At 39.9% G+C, this 19,941-nt stretch carries 12 protein-coding genes and 1 tRNA gene; 4 read left to right on the top strand and 9 right to left on the bottom strand.

What is annotated here, in order from left to right:
* Nucleotides 1-40: 40 nt before the first annotated feature.
* Nucleotides 41-3,142 (bottom strand): DNA polymerase III subunit alpha, encoded by a 3,102-nt coding sequence (locus QM865_RS04990; RefSeq protein WP_265528324.1) that lies wholly within the window; start codon nt 3,140-3,142, stop codon nt 41-43.
* Between the two features lie 399 nt (nt 3,143-3,541).
* On the opposite strand from QM865_RS04990, the gene QM865_RS04985 reads away from it, so the two are divergent.
* Together QM865_RS04985 and QM865_RS04980 are read left to right on the top strand one after the other, a co-directional pair.
* Nucleotides 3,542-5,824, top strand: coding sequence for a Xaa-Pro dipeptidyl-peptidase (locus QM865_RS04985; protein WP_414306160.1), 2,283 nt, complete (start codon nt 3,542-3,544; stop codon nt 5,822-5,824).
* 474 nt (nt 5,825-6,298) lie between these two features.
* Nucleotides 6,299-6,769 carry an arginine repressor gene (locus QM865_RS04980; RefSeq protein WP_414306159.1) on the top strand — a complete coding sequence of 157 codons (471 nt, stop codon included), beginning with the start codon at nt 6,299-6,301 and terminating at the stop codon, nt 6,767-6,769.
* 441 nt (nt 6,770-7,210) lie between these two features.
* Here QM865_RS04980 and QM865_RS04975 read toward each other — a convergent pair whose 3' ends face one another.
* From QM865_RS04975 to QM865_RS04960, 4 genes are all read right to left on the bottom strand, one after another.
* Nucleotides 7,211-9,505 (bottom strand): DNA translocase FtsK, encoded by a 2,295-nt coding sequence (locus QM865_RS04975; protein WP_414306158.1) that lies wholly within the window; start codon nt 9,503-9,505, stop codon nt 7,211-7,213.
* An 88-nt stretch (nt 9,506-9,593) separates the two neighbouring features.
* Entirely contained in the window at nt 9,594-11,546 is a 1,953-nt protein-coding gene (locus tag QM865_RS04970; protein ID WP_414306157.1) for a fructose-specific PTS transporter subunit EIIC, read from the bottom strand.
* Nucleotides 11,543-12,454, bottom strand: coding sequence for a 1-phosphofructokinase (gene pfkB / locus QM865_RS04965; protein WP_261074803.1), 912 nt, complete (start codon nt 12,452-12,454; stop codon nt 11,543-11,545). The genes QM865_RS04970 and pfkB overlap by 4 nt, the downstream gene beginning before the upstream one ends.
* Complete coding sequence (locus tag QM865_RS04960) at nt 12,451-13,191, bottom strand: DeoR/GlpR family DNA-binding transcription regulator (protein ID WP_000920651.1); 741 nt, start codon at nt 13,189-13,191, stop codon at nt 12,451-12,453. Before QM865_RS04960 ends, pfkB begins: the two co-directional genes overlap by 4 nt.
* Nucleotides 13,192-13,352: 161 nt before the next feature.
* On the opposite strand from QM865_RS04960, the gene QM865_RS04955 reads away from it, so the two are divergent.
* Nucleotides 13,353-13,440, top strand: a tRNA-Ser gene (locus QM865_RS04955).
* A gap of 78 nt (nt 13,441-13,518) precedes the next feature.
* Here the strand turns inward: QM865_RS04955 and QM865_RS04950 are convergent.
* The 4 genes from QM865_RS04950 to nox all read right to left on the bottom strand — a co-directional run bounded on the left by QM865_RS04950 (nt 13,519) and on the right by nox (nt 18,660).
* Entirely contained in the window at nt 13,519-14,853 is a 1,335-nt protein-coding gene (locus tag QM865_RS04950; protein WP_000094595.1) for an Nramp family divalent metal transporter, read from the bottom strand.
* 812 nt (nt 14,854-15,665) lie between these two features.
* Nucleotides 15,666-16,253, bottom strand: a complete 588-nt coding sequence (gene pdxT / locus QM865_RS04945) for a pyridoxal 5'-phosphate synthase glutaminase subunit PdxT (RefSeq protein WP_000689937.1) — start codon at nt 16,251-16,253, stop codon at nt 15,666-15,668.
* Nucleotides 16,254-17,129, bottom strand: coding sequence for a pyridoxal 5'-phosphate synthase lyase subunit PdxS (pdxS, locus tag QM865_RS04940; RefSeq protein ID WP_000138517.1), 876 nt, complete (start codon nt 17,127-17,129; stop codon nt 16,254-16,256).
* A 151-nt stretch (nt 17,130-17,280) separates the two neighbouring features.
* Nucleotides 17,281-18,660: a H2O-forming NADH oxidase gene (gene nox / locus QM865_RS04935; RefSeq protein ID WP_203176259.1), complete on the bottom strand. Its 1,380-nt coding sequence runs from the start codon at nt 18,658-18,660 to the stop codon at nt 17,281-17,283.
* A gap of 306 nt (nt 18,661-18,966) precedes the next feature.
* Here nox and QM865_RS04930 point away from each other — a divergent pair, with 306 nt between their 5' ends.
* Nucleotides 18,967-19,890, top strand: a complete 924-nt coding sequence (locus QM865_RS04930) for an FAD:protein FMN transferase (RefSeq protein WP_203176261.1) — start codon at nt 18,967-18,969, stop codon at nt 19,888-19,890.
* Nucleotides 19,891-19,941 lie beyond the last annotated feature (51 nt).

Genomic DNA, 19,941 nt, shown 5'->3' with positions numbered 1-19,941 from the left:
TACCACATTTGATTTTAAAATTCTTCTATTTTCCGTATTTTTAGCGATAAATCGTTTTCATAACCATTTCATTCAATTTCGCTTCTAATTCATTGGATTTAGCTACAAAATGATGGGGAGAAACGATTGTTTTCTGTTCCTCTTCATACCTGATGATGACTGGGATTGGGCCTTTATACTGGTCTAAAATACGTGAAATTTCTTGATCGGAATCATGATTCTTCACCTGTATCCAAAAACGTTCAGCGACTGCTTCTCTTATTTCTTGTGCAATCATTTGCAAACGGCCATCACGTGACTGTATTTTTCCTTTTATATAGTAGAAGGCTCCCTCTTTTATTTTCTGCCCAACCTGACGATATAAGTCTGAAAAGAGAGTGACATCCAATTTTTTCTTACTATCATCTACCTGTAAGAAAGCCATGTTTTCGCCCTTTTTGGTACGAATTACTTTTATCTTCTGAACTTCAACCAAAATAATAGCGTAGCTATTTTCTGACAAATTCCCAATTGGGGTAATCGGGTAAATAGCCTTACTTGCAATAGCTTGTAGGGGATGTTTGCTGACACCTATCCCTAAAAGCTCTTGTTCCATATAGAATTTTTCTTGATCTGTCCAATCTTCCGATTCCTGCCAACTATAAATAGTATCTCCAAACAAACTTCCTAACTCTTTTACAAATTCAAATAGATTAACTAAATTATTGAATACTTTTTGGCGATTTTTTTCAAATGAATCGAAAAGACCAACTTTTACCAAAGGTTCTAGCAGAGGAAGTTTCAAATAATTCTCAGGTAATTTAGCTATAAAATCTTCAATGTTAGAATAGGGTCTATTTTCAATAATCCAAAGTGCCAAATCCTTGCTGATTCCCTTAATCGATTTCAATCCTAGATAGATGGCCTTGTTGGCAATTTTATCGTGATAAGGAATGGTGTTGATGGACAGAGGCGCTACTTCAAAGCCTGCTTCTAAGGCATCTGTTAAGTAATCACTGTTGGCGGAATTCAACATGACCTGATAAAAAATGGCTGGATAATGCGTTTTGAAATAAGCCAACTGGAAGGCCAAGGCTGAGTAGGCATAGGCGTGAGATCTATTAAATCCATAACCTGCAAACTTCTCCATAACATCAAAAACCTGCTCTGCTTTTTCCGCAGTATGTCCAGCTTCTAATGAACCTTGAATAAAAGAAGCCCTCATCTCATGCATGGCAGAGGCATCCTTTTTCCCCATAGCTCGGCGCAAAATATCGGCTTTCCCAAGACTAAATCCAGCAAAACGCTGAGCAACCTGCATAACCTGCTCCTGATAGAGCATAATTCCGTAAGTTGGAGCCAAAATATCCTCCAGTACTGGATCCAGAACAGTCACTTCTTCCTGCCCATGCTTTCTTGCCACAAAATTATTGATATAATCACTAGCACCTGGTCGATTTAGGGAAGTAGTTGCTACGACATCTTCAAAACAGACTGGCTGCACACGCTTGAGCAGGCGAATAGCTCCAGGTTGCTCAAATTGAAAGATACCTTTTGTATTACCAGAGGCAAATAAAGCTAACGTTTCTTTATCTTCCAAATCAATCTCGTTGATAGCTATCTTAATCCCTTCTGTTTCAGCAAGCAACTCTTGCATCTTCTGGACAAAGGTCAAATTTCGCAGTCCCAGAAAGTCCATTTTCAAAAGCCCACTTGCTTCGACTCCATGAGCATCATACTGAGTCAGTGGAATTTCATCACCATGCTTTAGTGGGATATAGTCTGTCAAATCTTGGTCACTAATTACAACACCAGCCGCATGGACTGAGGTTTGTCTTGGATAGCCCTCTATCTTGCAAGCAATCTCAAAGGCTTTTTGGTATTCTAACTTACTATTAATTTGCTGACGAAACTGGAGGTTACCCTCATAAGCCGACTTGAGATTGTCACGAAAACTGATTTTCTTGGTAATTGCAGATAATTCATACTCTGGAACACCAAAACGTTTTAAAACATCTCGCAGAGCTTGCTTGGCCCCAAAGGTAGAAAAAGTAACGATTTGAGCCGCATGTTTACTGCCATATTTATTGCCAACATACCTGATAAAATCTGGACGATAAATATCAGGAATATCAATATCAATATCAGGCATAGTATAGCGTTCACGATTGAGGAAACGTTCAAAAATCAGATTTTTCTCTACTGGGTCAATCCCTGTAATATCCAAGGCATAGGAAACCAAGCTACCAACTGCGGAACCTCGTCCCATTCCCATATAATAACCATTCGAACGTCCAAAACGCAACAAATCCCAGACAACCAAGAAATAATCATCAAAGCCCATATCATGAATAACAGCCAATTCTTGGTCTAGACGGTCTTGATATTCTTTACTAGACAACCCCTTCTGAGCAAGCCCAAGCTCAGCGCGTTCTCTCAACTCTTCTACTGCTGGTCTCGCTGGATTAAAACGAGGCAGTTTCAAACTAGTATCCAAGTCATAAGAAATACCTGAAATAAGCTTTTCTAAGTTTTCCAAGGCTTGAGGAAAACGTTCTTGGAATAGTTTCTCTAAAGAACTTGCTGATATAAGGACATCTTGTCGCGAGCGCAAAGGGACTTCTCTGAGCGGTAGGTTTTCTTTAATCGCTGTTAATACTTGTAGAACTTCTCTATCCTTACTTTCAAATGTATTGACCCGATAGAGGGGCAAGATTGGATGATGAAATTCGCTGGCTAGTGTTTCCGGATAAACCCCTATATAGTAATCACAGCCTAAATTTAACAACTCCAGTCCATCAAAATAAGGCACAATTACCGCAATATCCTCCAGGTACTGAGATAAAACTGACCAATTTTTCTCCCCCTGCATCTTGGCTGTTGAAAACTTCATCAACTGCTGATAGCCCACACTAGATAGAGCTAAAAAGCGCAGATTCACTTCCTGAGCACCCACAAATACAGTCATTTCAAGCCCTAATAAAGGATGAATGCCATATTTTTTTGTAACCTCTAGAAAGTCAAAAGCACCATAAAGATTATCAATATCCATCATAGCCAGATGAGTGTAGCCGAATTCTTTAGCTGCTCTCACATACTTTTCAATCGAAATGACGCTCTCCATAAAACTATAGACTGTTTTTGTATCTAGTTGTGCGATCAATTTACACTTCTCCTCTATCCTTCTCACTATATTATACCATTTTCAAAAAGAGAAAGACAAAAGCAATGACTCCTATCTCTATTTTATCCTTAAAGTAAAAATTTTATCCTTAAAGTAAAATTTTTTGAACGAAAAAAGTAAAAATACATTTAAAGAATCAAATGCTCCGGTAATTTTTTTACTTTTTTATCCCAAGAAATGAATATATCTTTTAAAATAGAAATACATATCCAATTAATCTATTTACTATTATAACTTGTTTTGAACTATAGAGTTGTACCTGTTTTTCATATAAATAATATTCATTATTCTTTAATTAATTTCTTTCTCACTTAATAATTCCCTTTCTCCTATTTTTTTGATATAATAACCTTAATTATTATTTTACAAGGAGGTTTTATGCGCTTTAATCAATTCAGCTATTTATCACTTCCAAGAGATACTATTTTATATGAATTAAAAAAGTATGGATTTGATTTTCCATCTGAGTCAACAAATAAAAAGATGTTGGAGTCTTTTCTAAGTCGTTTCTTTTTCACTTATCAAGACACCAACTATCCACTTTCCATCCTAGCATCTGATAAAAAAACAGACCTGCTAACATTTTTTCAATCAGAAGATGAACTGACAGCAGATATTTTTTATACTGTTGCTTTTCAACTTTTAGGCTTTTCTTATTTGATTGACTTCGAAGACAGTGAATCTTTTCGTAAAGAGACTGGATTTCCTATTGTATACGGTGACTTGATTGAAAATCTCTATCAGTTACTCAATACTCGCACCAAAAAGGGAAATACTCTTATCGACCAACTTGTTAGTGATGGTCTTATTCCGGAGGATAATGACTACCACTACTTTAACGGCAAGAGTTTAGCAACTTTTTCCAGCCATGATGTTATTCGAGAAGTGGTCTACGTTGAGTCTCGTGTCGATACTGACCAAAAAGGTCTACCAGACTTAGTCAAGGTCAGCATTATTCGTCCACGTTACGAGGGGCAAATCCCTGCCATCATGACAGCAAGTCCTTATCATCAGGGAACAAATGACAAGGCTAGTGACAAGGCTCTCTACAAGATGGAGGGCGAGCTTGAGGTTAAACCTGCTTATAAGATTGAACTAGAGGAACCTCAACTCAATCTCGTCCACCCCCAAGGTCAAGCTGAGCTTGTGTCAGAAGCTGAGGAAAAGCTAACGCACATCAATGCTAGCTATACACTCAACGACTACTTCCTCCCACGAGGTTTTGCCAATCTCTATGTGTCAGGTGTTGGTACCAAAGACTCTACTGGTTTCATGACTAACGGAGACTATCAACAAATCGAAGCTTATAAAAATGTCATTGACTGGCTCAATGGTCGTTGCCGTGCCTTTACCGACCACACGCGCCAGCGTCAAGTCAAGGCTGACTGGTCAAATGGAAAAGTAGCCACAACTGGACTTTCTTATCTAGGTACCATGTCCAATGGTCTTGCGACTACAGGAGTCGATGGTTTAGAGGTTATCATTGCTGAGGCTGGCATTTCATCTTGGTACAACTACTATCGTGAAAACGGTCTGGTAACTAGTCCAGGCGGTTATCCAGGTGAGGACTTTGACTCCCTTGCTGAGTTAACTTATTCTCGTAATCTCTTGGCTGGCGACTATATCCGTGGCAATGAAGCTCACCAATCTGACTTAGAAAAAGTAAAAGAACAACTGGATCGCAAGACCGGCGACTATAACCAGTTTTGGCATGATCGCAACTATCTGCTCAATGCCCATAATGTAAAAGCAGAGGTTGTCTTTACCCACGGTTCACAGGATTGGAATGTCAAACCTCTTCATGTTTACCAGATGTTCCATGCTCTTCCTGCTCATATAAATAAGCACCTCTTTTTCCATAATGGCGCACATGTTTACATGAACAACTGGCAGTCCATTGACTTCCGTGAGTCCATAAACGCTTTGTTGACAAAGAAATTACTGGGACAAGATACAGATTTCCAACTTCCTACTGTTATCTGGCAGGACAATTCAGCTCCTCAGACTTGGTTATCACTTGATAACTTCGGTAGGCAAGAAAACTTTGAAACCTTCTCACTTGGTCAAGAAGAGAAAGTCATTCAAAACCAGTACTCAGATAAAGATTTTGAGCGTTATGGTAAGACCTACCAGACCTTCAATACAGAACTCTATCAAGGGAAAGTCAATCAGATTACTATTGACCTTCCTGTAACCAAAGATCTTCACTTGAACGGTCGTGCCCAACTCAATCTTCGTATCAAATCCAGTACAAATAAGGGGCTCTTATCTGCACAACTGCTTGAATTTGGACAGAAGAAATACCTACAACCTTATCCAGCTATTTTAAGTGCTAGAACCATTGATAATGGACGCTACCATATGTTGGAAAATCTCTGTGAATTACCATTTAGACCAAATGCACAACGAGTCGTGACAAAAGGTTACCTCAATTTACAAAATAGAAATGATTTATTGTTAGTAGAGGATATTACTGCAGATGAATGGATGGAGGTGCAATTTGAACTGCAACCAACTATTTACAAGTTAAAAGAAGGAGATACTCTTCGTTTAGTCCTCTATACTACTGACTTTGAAATCACAATCCGTGACAATACCGCTTACCAGCTGACTGTTGATCTTGAACAGTCTACACTTATCTTACCTTGTCAAAAGGTATAATGTAACAGACATTCAGTATGGAAAAATTTCCACTTGAATAGTCTAACGAAACAGAAACTTGGTATCAAATCCACTCTCAAAGAAGGGCTTATGATAAGCCGATAACTGTAGTTTGGACAAATGATATAACACCCCTGACCAACATGTGTAACCCTCTATCATACACGCTACCACACCACATATTGGACAATCTCTGTGAATTGCCATTGAGCGTAAATTCACAAGAAGCCGTGACAAAATGCTACCATAATTAAATGATTCACTGTCAGTAAAGAACAGCATTGTAGATGAAGGGATAGATATCCAATTCAACTGCATCCAACTAGTGACAAGTTAAAAGAGGGAGATGCTCTCCATCTAGTTCTTTAGGCTACTTACATTGAAATCATCATACGTGACAATACCGCTTACCACTCGACTGACAATTTCGATCAGTCCACGCTTTCTGTACTTTGTACAAGGAGTTAAATCATTATGAATAAATCTGAACACCGACATCAACTCATACGAGCTCTTGTAACGAAAAATAAGATTCACACACAAGCTGAGTTACAATCTCTTCTTGCCGATAACGACATTCAAGTTACACAAGCAACACTTTCGAGAGATATTAAAAGTATGAACCTCTCAAAAGTACGAGAAGAAGATAACTCTTACTATGTGCTCAATACAGGCTCTATCTCAAAATGGGAAAAACGTCTTGAACTCTACATGGAAGACGCCCTTGTCTTGATGCGCCCAGTTCAACACCAAGTCCTACTAAAAACCCTTCCTGGACTAGCTCAATCATTTGGTTCTATCATTGATGCTTTGAATTTCCCTGACGCTATCGCTACCCTCTGTGGTGATGATGTCTGCCTTGTCATCTGTGAAGATGTAGAGGCAGCCCAACATTGCTTTGAAGAGCTGAAACGGTTCGCCCCACCATTTTTCTTTGGTGAATAAACAGAAACTGAACTCAAAAACTGCAGAACTCTCAAAATTTTAAACAGTAGTGAATTGATGTCAGCTAACATCTAGCGAATACAATAGCTGATTCCTACTGAAAAGTGAGCTATGCATTTTTATACTCAATGAAACAAAAAAGAGAAATCTATCTTATACATGACTACAAAAGCTCCCCTTATAGTTTCTAGTGAAAAACAAATATTCACTAGAAACTATAAGGGGAGTCTTCATATATCTAAAAGAAATTCTAAACCTGTTTCAGCTTGATATAGTGTTTGAATAAAATGTGAACAAATTTATTAGGGAATTCAAATCAATTTCATGCTTTAAAAGTCGTTTCGTACTATTTTAGATTCAATTAATTATACATCATAGATAATCCGCTTCAAAAACCTCTTCAAATCACGTCAGGTTCACATTTCCGTATAAGAGAGAAATTTATTGTTGCAATACTTTTCTTGGCTTGGTACCTTCAGCTGGACCAATGACACCTGCCATCTCAAGCTCTTCCATGAGACGGGTCGCACGGTTAAATCCAACTGATAAACGACGCTGAATCATAGATGCGCTGGCTTTCTGGGTTTCGATTACCAAAGCCTTGGCTTCTTCAAAAAGCGGGTCTCCACCAGATTCACCATCTGAAAATTCTCCTTCATTTTCAGAAACCTCACCTGGATCAAAACTCTCATCGTAGTCCGCATCAGCCTGAGCCTTGATGAAGTTTACGATGCGTTCAACATCATCATCCGAGATAAAGGATCCTTGGAGACGAACTGGATGATTTTCATCAATCGGTTTAAAGAGCATGTCACCTCGGCCAAGCAGTTTTTCTGCTCCATTTTCATCCAAGATAGTACGGGAATCTGTCCCTGATGATACCGCAAAAGCCACTCGAGATGGGACATTGGCTTTAATCAACCCAGATATGACATCAACGGATGGACGCTGGGTTGCAAGAATCATGTGAATCCCTGCAGCACGCGCCTTCTGCCCAAGACGAATGATGGCATCTTCCACTTCCTTGCTGGCAACCATCATGAGGTCAGCCAACTCATCCACAATCACGACAATGAGCGGTAGCGGAATCTGCTTGTACTCAGACTGGGCATTGAACTCTTCTACCTTGGCATTAAAGCCTGCAATATTCCGAACTCCCACCTTGGCAAAGAGTTCATAACGGTTTTCCATTTCATCCACAACCTTTTGCAGGGCCTTGCTGGCCTTGCGTGGATTGGTCACGACTGGAATCAAGAGATGGGGAATGTCATTGTAAACAGATAACTCAACCATCTTGGGATCGACCATCATAAATTTAACTTGGTCAGGTCTCGCCTTCATGAGGATGCTGGCGATAATGCCGTTAACAGCTACTGACTTCCCTGAACCCGTTGAACCTGCAACTAGCAAGTGGGGCATTTTGGAAAGGTCAAAAGCTCTTGCAGTACCATTAACCGCCTTCCCTAAAGGAATTTCCAAGAGATTTTCTGCTTTCGTTTGAGATTGTTCCCATAGTTCGCGGAAGGATACAGTCGCAATCTCAGAGTTAGGTACTTCAATTCCCACTAAAGATTTCCCTGGGATAGGTGCTTCGATTCGGACATCCTTAGCCGCCAAGGCTAGAGCGAGGTCATCTGCTAGATTGGAAATGCGATTGACCCGTACACCCACTGCAGGCTTGACTTCATACTTGGTCACAGATGGACCAATTTCGGCCCGTTCAACCGTTACCTTGATACCAAAGCTAGCAAAGGTTTCTTCTAGGATTTTGATATTTTCCCGAACGATTTTCTTCTCTTTAGACTGGTCTTTTGGTTTATCTGGGGCAAAGAGTTGTAAGCTTGGAAGTTTGTATTCGAGGGCTTCTTTTGCTGAAAAATCGACCTGAACATCTTCATCATCAGAGCCATCTTCCTGTTCAGCGAGTTCAAGTTCAGTTTGAGGTAGGATGATTTCTGGTTCCACCCAGTCTTCTTCTGGAAAAGTTTGAATATCTTCCCCTGTCAAAATTTCACCTGTTTCCATATCAACAGGAGGCAAATCGAGTAAGGCTTTTTCGGTCTCTTCTTGTTCTAATCTAGCCTCTTCCTCAGCCTTTTGACGAGCTTTTTCTTCTTGTTTGACAAAGCGTTCCTCTTTTCGACGCTCATGTCCTTCCCGCCATTTGGCAAAGTTTTTACTGCAAAATTCAGCAATATCGTAAACAGACCAAGGACTGACTAGGAGGGATCCAGCTAAAATCAAGATAGAACCAATAAAGTAAGTACCGATATTTGAAAAGAGAAAGGCGATTGGAATATAAAGAGCGACTCCAATCAAGCCACCTCCAGCAAAACTGGTCGTTCGAAAAGCAGTCAAATCCGTCACAACCTGAGCCATGGTCCCTTTTAATACCGACTTGTCCAAACCATATTTCCAAACCAAATAGGCCTCAAAAATCAAGAGCAAGCCAGCAAATATGGTGAAAAAGCCTAATAGGAGCCCTTCCTGTTTTCGTATCCACTTGAAAAAGAAGAGGTAGAGCAGAATACCAAATATTGCTAGATATGCTAGGCTCCCCACCAGCAAGCGAATTAAATTGTACAGGGTTATACCTGCAGCCCCTAATTTAAAGGCTGCGAAAATCAATAAAAGGGCGATTCCCAACGAAATCAACATTCGTTGAATCGCTTCTTTTCTTTCGAGTTCTGCTTTAGACGGTCTCCGTCTTGTTTTACTTGTATTCTTGTTTGCCATTCTTCTATTATACCATATTTCACAGGCATTTCGGAAAGAGAAAAAGACTGCACCAAACGGTCCAATCTTTTCATTTTCTATCTAAGTTTTATGCTTGTGGTTTGCGTAGGTAACCATAGACCACACCACTTACGATTGCTCCTACTAAGACAGAAACGAGGTAAAGGAGAGCATTTGAAGTAAGGGCAATTACGAAGATTCCTCCGTGTGGCGCCATGAGTTTGATACCAGTAAGACCAACGAGGCCACCTGCTACTGCTGAACCAAGGATGAAACTTGGGATCGCACGAGCTGGGTCAGCGGCACCAAATGGAATTGCTCCCTCAGTGATAAATGACAAGCCCATGATGATGTTTGTCAAACCAGAGTTGCGTTCTTCCTTAGTAAATTTGTCTTTAAAGAGAAGAGTTGCGACAAAGATGGCAAGTGGTGGCACCATTCCTCCAGCCATAACTGCTGCCATAGCCACAGAACCACCTGAAGAAACAGTTGCTGCAAGCGTACCTGTACCAAAGACATAAGCCGCTTTATTGACTGGTCCACCCATATCGACAGCCATCATTCCTCCAAGAACGATACCAAGAAGGACAGCTGAACCTCCTCCAAGACCGCCTAGGAAGTCATTCATAGCAGTGTTGATTGCCGCCATTGGGATATTCACAGCTAGCATGACAAATCCAGTCAAGATTGTTCCAAGAAGTGGCAAGAGAAGGATTGATTTTGCACCTTCAAGTGAACGAGGAACTTTAACGTATTTCTTGATAGCAAGAACTAAAGCACCTGCGATAAATCCACCAACAAGGGCACCTAGGAAACCAGATGAGACACCTGCAAGAGTTGAAGTTGCTTCACCACCTGCGGCATAAGGAATTTTACCAAATGCAAAACCTTCTTTAGCAATAGCACCAGCCACGAAACCTACTACCAAACCTGGTTTTTCAGCGATAGAGTAGGCAACATAACCTGCAAAGACTGGAAGCATCAAACCAAAGGCTGCACCACCAATTTTCATGAACATAGAAGCTAACTCATGATAAGAACCAAGATTACCAAGATTTTCATTTGGAACACCTAAAGCACCATCAATCAAGAAAGCAAGGGCAATCATGATACCACCACCGATAACAAATGGCAACATTTGAGATACACCACTCATCAAGTGTTTGTAGAAGGCACCACCGAGGCTTTGTTTTTCGTTAGAGGCTGTTGCAGCTTTTGCACCATTAGCTGCACGGTAGACTTCAGCATCTCCTGAAAGAGCCAAGTTAATTAACTCTTTTGTCTTACGGATACCGTCAGCAACCGGACGATTGATCAATGGTTTACCATCAAAACGATCCATTTCAACGGCCTTGTCTGCTGCAATGATAACAGCTTTAGCCTTGCGGATGTCCTCAGCAGTTAGTTGGTTTCCAACACCGCTAGCACCGTTGGTTTCAACCTTGATCCCAACACCCATTTCAGCAGCCACTTTTTGAAGGGCTTCTTGGGCCATGTAAGTGTGAGCAATACCTGTCGTACAAGCTGTAACAGCCACGATAAAGTCACCAGTTTCATTAGCAGGTACTTGAACAGGCTCTTCCGTTTTTTCTGAAGCTTTGTCAAAAAGTTCGATAACTTGGTCAGCTGATGTTGCTTGACGAAGTTTATCAGCAAAACCGTCTTTCATCAAGTATTGAGACAATTCTGCCAAGGCTGCTAGGTGAGTGTCATTAGCACCTTCTGGAGCCGCAATCATGAAGAAGAGGTCAGTTGCTTGTCCATCCAAGCTCTCATAATCAACACCCTTATTTGACTTAGCAAAGAGAACTGTCGCTTCTTTGACAGCAGCATTTTTGCTGTGAGGCATTGCGATACCATCACCTAAACCAGTAGAAGTCAAAGCTTCACGCACCAAAATTCCTTCTTTAAAGGTTTCAAAATCTGTCACATAACCGTGATCTGTCAAGCTTTTAATCATCTCGTCGATGACAGCTGTTTTTTCAGTCGCCTGCAAATCGAGCAACATGACATCTTTTCTCAATAGGTCTTGAATTTTCATCTTTTTTCTACCTCAACTTTTTCATATGTTTCTTTAATAAATTCCGCCGTTGCCAAGTCATCTGAGAATGTCGTTGCTGTTCCACAAGCTACTCCCCATTTGAAGGCTTCTACTGCATCTTTAGATTTGACAAATTCACCTGTAAATCCAGCAACCATAGAGTCACCAGCTCCGACTGAATTTTTCACTGTTCCCTTGATAGGTTTTGCGAAGTAAGCTCCCTCAGATGTGACAAGAAGGGCACCGTCCCCAGCCATGGAGATAATGACATTTTGAGCACCTTTAGCCAGTAACTCACGAGCATAGTTCTCGATTTCATCTAAATTTTCGAGTTTCACTCCAAAGATAGCTCCAAGTTCATGATTGTTTGGTTTGACCAAAAGTGGCTGATAGTCCAAACTATCAATCAAGGTCTGTCCTTCAAAGTCACAAACGACTTGCGCACCTGTCTGACGTGTCAAGGCAATCAAATCCTTATAGATAACATTGCCTAGATTTTTAGCACTTGAACCTGCAAAGACAACTGTATCTTCTGCTGTTAAACTTGAAAGAATAGCTTTCAATTCTTCTAACTGATCCGGTTCAACAGTTGGACCCGTTCCGTTGATTTCTGTTTCTTGGTCTGCTTTGATCTTGACATTGATACGAGTATCTTCTGCCACTTGGACAAAACGTGTCTCAATTTCTTCCTCTGCCAGAGTATCTGTGATAAATTCACCAGTAAAACCTCCGATAAATCCAGTCGCTGTATTTGGAATATCCAAGCGTTTCAAGACACGGCTAACATTGATTCCTTTCCCTCCAGCAAACTTATCATCACTGTCCATACGATTGACACTACCAACTTGGACTTGGTCCAAACGAACGATATAGTCAATGGATGGATTGAGTGTGACTGTATAAATCATACTTCTATTACCTCCGTTTTCTCCTTAATAGCCTGCAAGAGCTCATGCCCTTGACTTGTGATAACAATAGCTCGTTTGAGTGGTGCTACCTTGGCAAAGCAAGTTTGTCCAATTTTTGACGAATCCACCAAGACATAGGTCTGTTTGGCATTTTCTAAAATAGCACGCTTAACAGCTCCCTCCTCCATATCAGGAGTCGTATAATAGCCATCGTCCACACCATTCATCCCGATAAAGGCACGGTCAAAGTGCAATTGGTTAATCTGGTTAAGAGCAACGCCCCCGATGCTAGCATCTGTTGCCATCTTGACACTTCCTCCAACCATGACAGTTGGAATCTGCTTTTCAACCAACTGTGCGGCATGGTGAATCGAATTTGTCACAACAGTAATATTCTTATTGACCAATTCATGGATCAAAAAAGCAGTTGTTGTTCCAGCATCGATAAAGATGACATCTTGTTCCTTGATGAGAGAGGCTGCTTTCTGAGCAAGTAGCTTTTTCTCTTGAAGGTTTTTGACAGATTTTTCTTGAATGGTTTCTTCTTCCTGCAAGGAATGGGGCAATTCTGCTCCACCATGCACGCGACGAAGCTTGTTTTCCGCTTCCAACTCATCCAAGTCTCTTCGAACCGTTGATTCTGAGGTCTCTAGCAAACTAACTAATTTCTCTAGAGAAACTACATGATGTTGATTTAACTCCTCTAAAATCAGTTGCTTCCGCTCTGTTTTTAACACTGAATCACCTCCTGTTATCGTTTACACTATTCATTCTATCACACTTTCTTTTAAAGTCAAGCATTTTTTATCATTTTCTTTCAAATTCTATCATTTTTCTTATTTTCAGAATTTTTATTGCAAGATAAGAGCCTTTATGGTAGACTATTTGAGTAAGTATTGGAAGATTACTCAAGAGGCTTAAGAGGCCGTGTTGGAAACGCGGTAGGCGTGTAACAGCGTGCGTGGGTTCGAATCCCATGTCTTCCGTTTATTTTAAAAAAGATACCCAAGAAATCTTGGGTATCTTTTTTCTTATATGCTTGTTTTATAACTCGGGTGAATTTCTTAGAAAATATCAAATAACAATTTCACATTGAGAATTGTTAAGATAATGGAAACAATATAACCAAGGATGGTATTCCATTTAGCATTGGTAAATTCGCCCATCAGTGATTTCTTAGAAGTTAAATAAATCAAAGGGAAGATTGAAAACGGAAGAGCGATTGAAAGAAAGACCTGTGAATAGACCAATAACTGATCCAAGGTTTTTTCCTGATGACCAAACAGAACTGCAACTATCATGACAGGTAGCAAGGCAAAGAGGCGAGTCGCCAAACGAATGAACCATTGAGGCAATCTCATATGCAAGAAACCTTCCATAACGATTTGTCCAGTCAAGGTACCCGTAATTGTCGAATTCTGACCACTGGCTAATAAAGCCAAGGCAAACAAGGTTGATAAGGTCGAGCTAGCTATAGCTCCTGCAATAGTAGAATCCTGCAAGGCATTATACATTTGAGAGAAGGCAGAAATCTCGGATGCATGGCCGAAAAAGAGAGCCGCTCCTAAGATCAAAAGAAGGGAGTTAACGACAAAGGCCAAGGATAACTCGAGATTAGAATCCCAGGTCATAAAGCGTACGGCTTTTCGAACATCATTTTTGTCCTTGTGATTGATTTTACGAGTCTGTGACAAGGATGAATGCAAATAGAGGTTATGAGGCATAACAGTTGCTCCCACGATCCCTAGTGCCAAGGTTAATTGACTTTCATGCCCTGGCAAGGGACTTTCAAATAAGGTTGCATTCGGTAGATAACCCTCAACGATTCCTTGGAAGCTTGGATGTGACAAAGCTACCAGATAGGTAAAAATTGCTAGAATGGTTAAAATCAGTGTTGTCACAATAGCTTCAATCTTCTTAAAGCCAAATTTCATCAGAAGCAATAAGAGAAAAACATCCAACACGGTCAAGAGAATTGCTATCATAATCGGAATCTTAAAGAGAAGATTGAGAGCAATCGCTGAACCTAGAACTTCTGCCAGATCTGTCGCCATCAAGGCTAATTCTAAAATCACCCATAGACTATAACGAAGCCATTTAGGTGAATGATGAGCCGTTGCTTGAGCCAGGTCCATCTGGGTTACAATACCAAGCTTTCCTGCCATCTGCTGAAGTTGCATGGCAATGAGAGATGAAATCAAGATAACAAACAAGAGACTATACTTATAGGAAGCACCACCGACTACACTGGTAATCCAGTTTCCTGGATCCATATAACCAACTGCGACAAGAGCACCCGGACCTAAAAAGGCCTTTAAATTTTGCCAGAAATGATTGTTATTTGGAGTATCGATAGATTGATTAATCTCAGAGAGTGACACTTTTTTATGAGAAGACATAGATACTTACCTCTTTCTAAACCTACTTTTTCATTATTTTCTATTAGAGAAAAATAAGATTGACTTTAAACTATTAAAACAATGAAAACTATATGAAAAACATTTAGTTTTTTCATTATTTTTCTTAAGACACCTTAATATTTTTCTTAAGGCACATTAATATTTTTCTTAAGGTACCTTAATTATAACACAAAAAATGAAAACTATATGAAAAACATTTAGTTTTTTCATTATTTTTCTTAAGGCACCTTAATTATAACAGAAAATATGATAAAAACTTAAGAAAATTCAGGACTTGATTTAATATTTAGGATACAACAAAATGTTGTATTCTTTTTTTGCAAAAGAATACCAAAGAATAAAATAAAAAACGTTGTAAAATGTACTGACCCTTTTCACCCTGTTTAAACGCCATTGATTTTAACTCATTACCCACATCTCAAAAAAGCTTTAAAATTGTCTTAATCTCCTTTATTGTGTCGCGTTTGGAGTTTTTTTGGTATAAACTTCGACGAGCATCTTATGGAGCAAGACAGACTCATAGCTTCATACATAATATAACGAGTATCTCCATCTGTGGGGATACTCGTTTTTTGCTATTTTCGAAGTGATTTTTTTGCTCAATCTTATACATCGTTTTTTAAGTGCTTTCAATAAAAGACACTTGAACACTACATTCAGTATATAAGCTTTATTCCAACGATCATTCTTTTCTAATTTATCATAAATAAATCTAACATCACAGAATACTGTCAGATGACTTAAAAAATGATTCTTTGGAAAGAGCGAATCAAAACTTGATTTATCACTTTTTATTCCACTATCTTTTCTTTACACATATTGAGAAAGTACTGGTGCAAGCTTACATCATCAGTCAATTCAGGATGAAAAGAAGTTACCAACATATTTTTTTCTTGGGCTGCAACGATTTGATTATTCACTGTTGCTAGAATTTCTACATCCTCTCCAACACTACTGATAATAGGACCGCGAATAAAAGTCATTGGAATCTTACCAACTCCCTTACATTCTGCTTCCGTATAGAAACTTCCTAATTGGCGCCCATAGGCATTGCGCTCGACCACCATATCCATAGTTCCAAGATGACTTTCTTTCTGAGAAATGATTTCCTTAGCCAGCAAAATTAAACCCGCACAGGTCCCAAACACTGGTAAACCAGATAGAATGGCTTCTCGGATGGGAAGCAACATATCCTGGTCTCGTAAGAGCTTGCCCATGGTTGTAGACTCACCTCCAGGTAATATCAAACCCGACAAGTCACTCTGATCTTGCTGAAAATCATCTAGATTTCTGATTTCAACACTCTCGACACCTAATTGATCTAGTACTTTTGCATGTTCTGCAAAGGCACCTTGCAAGGCCAATATTCCAATTTTCATCTATTTTCCTCGCTCAGCCATGAGGATTTGGATCTCATTTTCATTGATACCAACCATGGCTTCTCCTAGATCTTCAGAGATTTGAGCTAGGATTTGAGGATTACGGAAGTTAGTCACAGCCTTAACAATGGCACTCGCTCGTTTAACAGGATCGCCTGACTTAAAAATACCTGAACCGACAAAGACACCCTCTGCCCCTAATTGCATCATCAACGCAGCATCTGCTGGCGTTGCAACGCCTCCAGCTGCGAAGTTTACAACTGGCAATTTCCCATGTTCATGGACATATTGAACCAATTCTACAGGGACTTGCAAGTCCTTAGCAGCAACATAAAGTTCGTCCTCACGTAAGTTTTGAATACGGCGAATTTCCTGATTCATCATACGCATATGACGAACAGCTTGAACAATGTCTCCTGTCCCTGGTTCTCCTTTTGTACGAATCATAGAAGCACCTTCAGCGATACGACGCAAGGCTTCACCCAAGTCCTTAGCTCCACAGACAAAAGGTACTTGAAATTCTTTCTTGTCCACATGGAAACGATCGTCAGCTGGAGATAGAACTTCACTCTCGTCGATATAGTCAATTTCAATAGCCTCTAAAATCTGAGCTTCAACAAAATGCCCGATTCTGACCTTGGCCATCACTGGGATGCTAACCGCTTCTTGGATTTCCTTGATCATCTTTGGATCACTCATACGAGAAACACCACCAGCTGCACGAATATCAGCTGGAATCCGCTCCAAGGCCATCACAGCTGCCGCACCAGCAGCCTCTGCAATACGGGCCTGTTCAGGATTTTGAACGTCCATGATAACCCCGCCTTTAAGCATCTGCGCCAAGTTTTTATTTAATTCATAACGATTTTCAGTCATTTCTTTATCCTCATTATTTGTATTGGTAGCTACTATTTCATTTTAAGTCAGATTTGGAGGAATCACAAGATAAAAAAATCATAATTGTATGGGTACAGATTGACTAAAAAACTATCTGACCTTAACTTAAGGCCAGATAGTTCATCAAATTTTATTTTTCAGCTGTAAGTGCAGCCATTGTGATGTAGTTGTAAGGTTTGTTGAAGTGTGGCAAGAAGAATAGGTCTGTCAATGCCAATTTATCAATTGTTACATGCTCTTGGATAGCAAGTGAGAACATGTGGATTCCCATACTGATTGCAGAATCGTGTGAAACCATTTGTGCACCAAGAATTTCACGGCTATCTTTGTCAAAGACAATCTTAATTGCTACTTCATGGTTGTCATGTTTCATGAATTCTGGTTTTTGAAGATCGTTAAAGCCTGTTTCAGTTGCATTGTAACCAGCAGCTTTTGCTTTTTCAAGTGTCAAACCAGTTGAAACCATGTGAAGACCGTAGATTGAGATACCATTTGAACCTTGAACACCGATTCCTTCCAATTCATGTCCACAAGCGTTATATGCACCAACGATACCAGTACGAACAGCATTTGAAGCAAGAGCGATGTAGCTAGTGTCTTTACGAGCGTTGTCATAAACAGTCGCACAGTCACCTACTGCGTAAACGCCTGGGATAGATGTTTCTTGTTTCTTGTCTACAAGGAAGGCACCGTTACGGAAGAGTTCAATTTTTCCATCAGCAAGGGCTGTGTTTGGACGGAAACCAACTGCAAGAACAACCATATCCACGTCGAAAGTTTCTTTATCAGTAATCAAGCGTTCAACTTTACCGTCACCCTCGATTGCTTTAACAGTTTGACCAAGCGCCAAGCGGATGTTGTGGTCTTCCAAGTTCTTCGCCATCATTTGTGTGAAGTCTTTGTCATAGTAACCGTTCAAAACAGTATCAACGATATCGACAAGGACAACTTCTTTTCCAAGACGTTCAAAGGCTTCAGCAAGTTCAACACCGATATAACCACCACCAACAACGGCGATACGGTCAAGGTGTTGACTCTTATCAGACAATTTGTGAATCACTTCTTCAGCGTTTTGGTACAATTTAACGAATTGTACATTTTCAAGAGTTGCTTTAAATTCGCGGTTCCCTTTAACAATTTCAACACCTTCGATTGGTGGCAAGATTGGTGTAGAACCTGTAGCGAAAATCAATTTTTCGTATGATTCTTTGTGCTCTTTCCCTTCAACTTCTGCTGTAACTACTTTGTTATCATAGTCGATTGAAAGAACTGGTGAATTCATGTATACCTTAGCACCTTTAGCTTCCAATTTTTCTTTATCAGAATAGAACAAGCCTTCAGCACCGTCAATTTGTTCACCAATCCAAAGAGCCATTCCACATCCTAGGAAAGAGATGTTAGAGTTTTGGTCAAATACAACGATTTCGTTCTCATTTCCAAAATTATCCAACATAGTATTAATACATGCTGTACCAGCGTGGTTAGCACCGACTACAACGATCTTACTCATAAAAAATTTCCTACCTTCATTCTAAATTTACCCTACTAGTATAACATTTACTGTTAGCGTTTACAAGAGTTTGGCTGATTTTTCCTATTTTTTTGTAAAAAATTGTAAATAATCTGTATCTTAACACGGATTCTTGCAATTTTTCTTCATTTCTTGAGCATATTTCTTGACATCTTTACAAATTTTATTTGTGAAAACGCTGACTTTATGGTATGCTAGTATCATGGAAAGAAAATGTAAGGGGTTCATTTTTCATAAATTTACTATATTTCAACCTTCTTTTCATAAGAGAAAGGAGTTGGTAGCTTGCCTCTTAGTTCACATTCTGAACGCCTAATGGGAACCACTATCACTATTTCATTAGTGGATGAGCGAGCCGATAGCTTGCTCCAAAAATCCTTTGATTTACTCAGAGAGCTCGAATACCGCTTCAATGCCAATAGTCAGGAATCTGAGTTGATGGAAATCAATCATCAAGCTGGAATAGCCCCCGTCAAGGTTCATCCAGACCTGTTTGAACTAATTTCACTTGGTTTAAAGCATAGCCTAGCGCCCTCTAGCCATCTCAACATCAGTATTGGTCCCTTAATCCAAACCTGGCGTATCGGTTTTTCAGATGCCAAGGTCGCCCAACCTCAAGAAATTGAATCGGTGCTACCTCTAATCAATCCTCATTATATCGAGTTAGATTCTTCTACTTCTACTGTGTTTTTAAAACAGAAAGGAATGAAAATCGATCTTGGTTGTTTAGCCAAGGGTTATAGTGCAGATAAGGTTGCCCAATTTCTTAGGAAAGAGGGTGTGACTTCTGCCTTGATTAATCTGGGAGGGAATATCCTGACCATTGGAAAAAATCAGGCAAGAGGGAATCAACCTTGGCAAATCGGGATTCAAGATCCAACCAATCCTCGGGGTAATCACTTAATGACCATCCCCGTTATCAATCAATCTGTCGTGACTTCAGGCATTTATGAACGTCACCTGACAGTCGATGGAAAAGATTACCATCATATTTTTGACAGTCAGACAGGATATCCTGTTGAAACAGAACTCGCTAGTCTCACAATCATCTCTGATAAGTCAGTTGATGGTGAAATCTGGACAACTCGACTCTTTGGAGAAAGACCTGCTTCTATCCTTTGGCAAGTCGAAAGTTTGGAGGGAATCGAAGCGATTCTGATTGATAAGGAAGGTCACCTAAGTTGTTCTTCAGGAATTCCTACTCTATAGAAACAACTGTTTCAATGGAGTTTTAAAATTGTATTATGTAAAAAGAGAAAG

The organism is Streptococcus mitis (genome assembly GCF_047462815.1).
GTDB lineage: Bacteria > Bacillota > Bacilli > Lactobacillales > Streptococcaceae > Streptococcus > Streptococcus mitis_DO.
The sequence above is the reverse complement of the archived record's forward strand: the minus strand, read 5'-3'. Positions and strand labels throughout refer to the sequence as shown.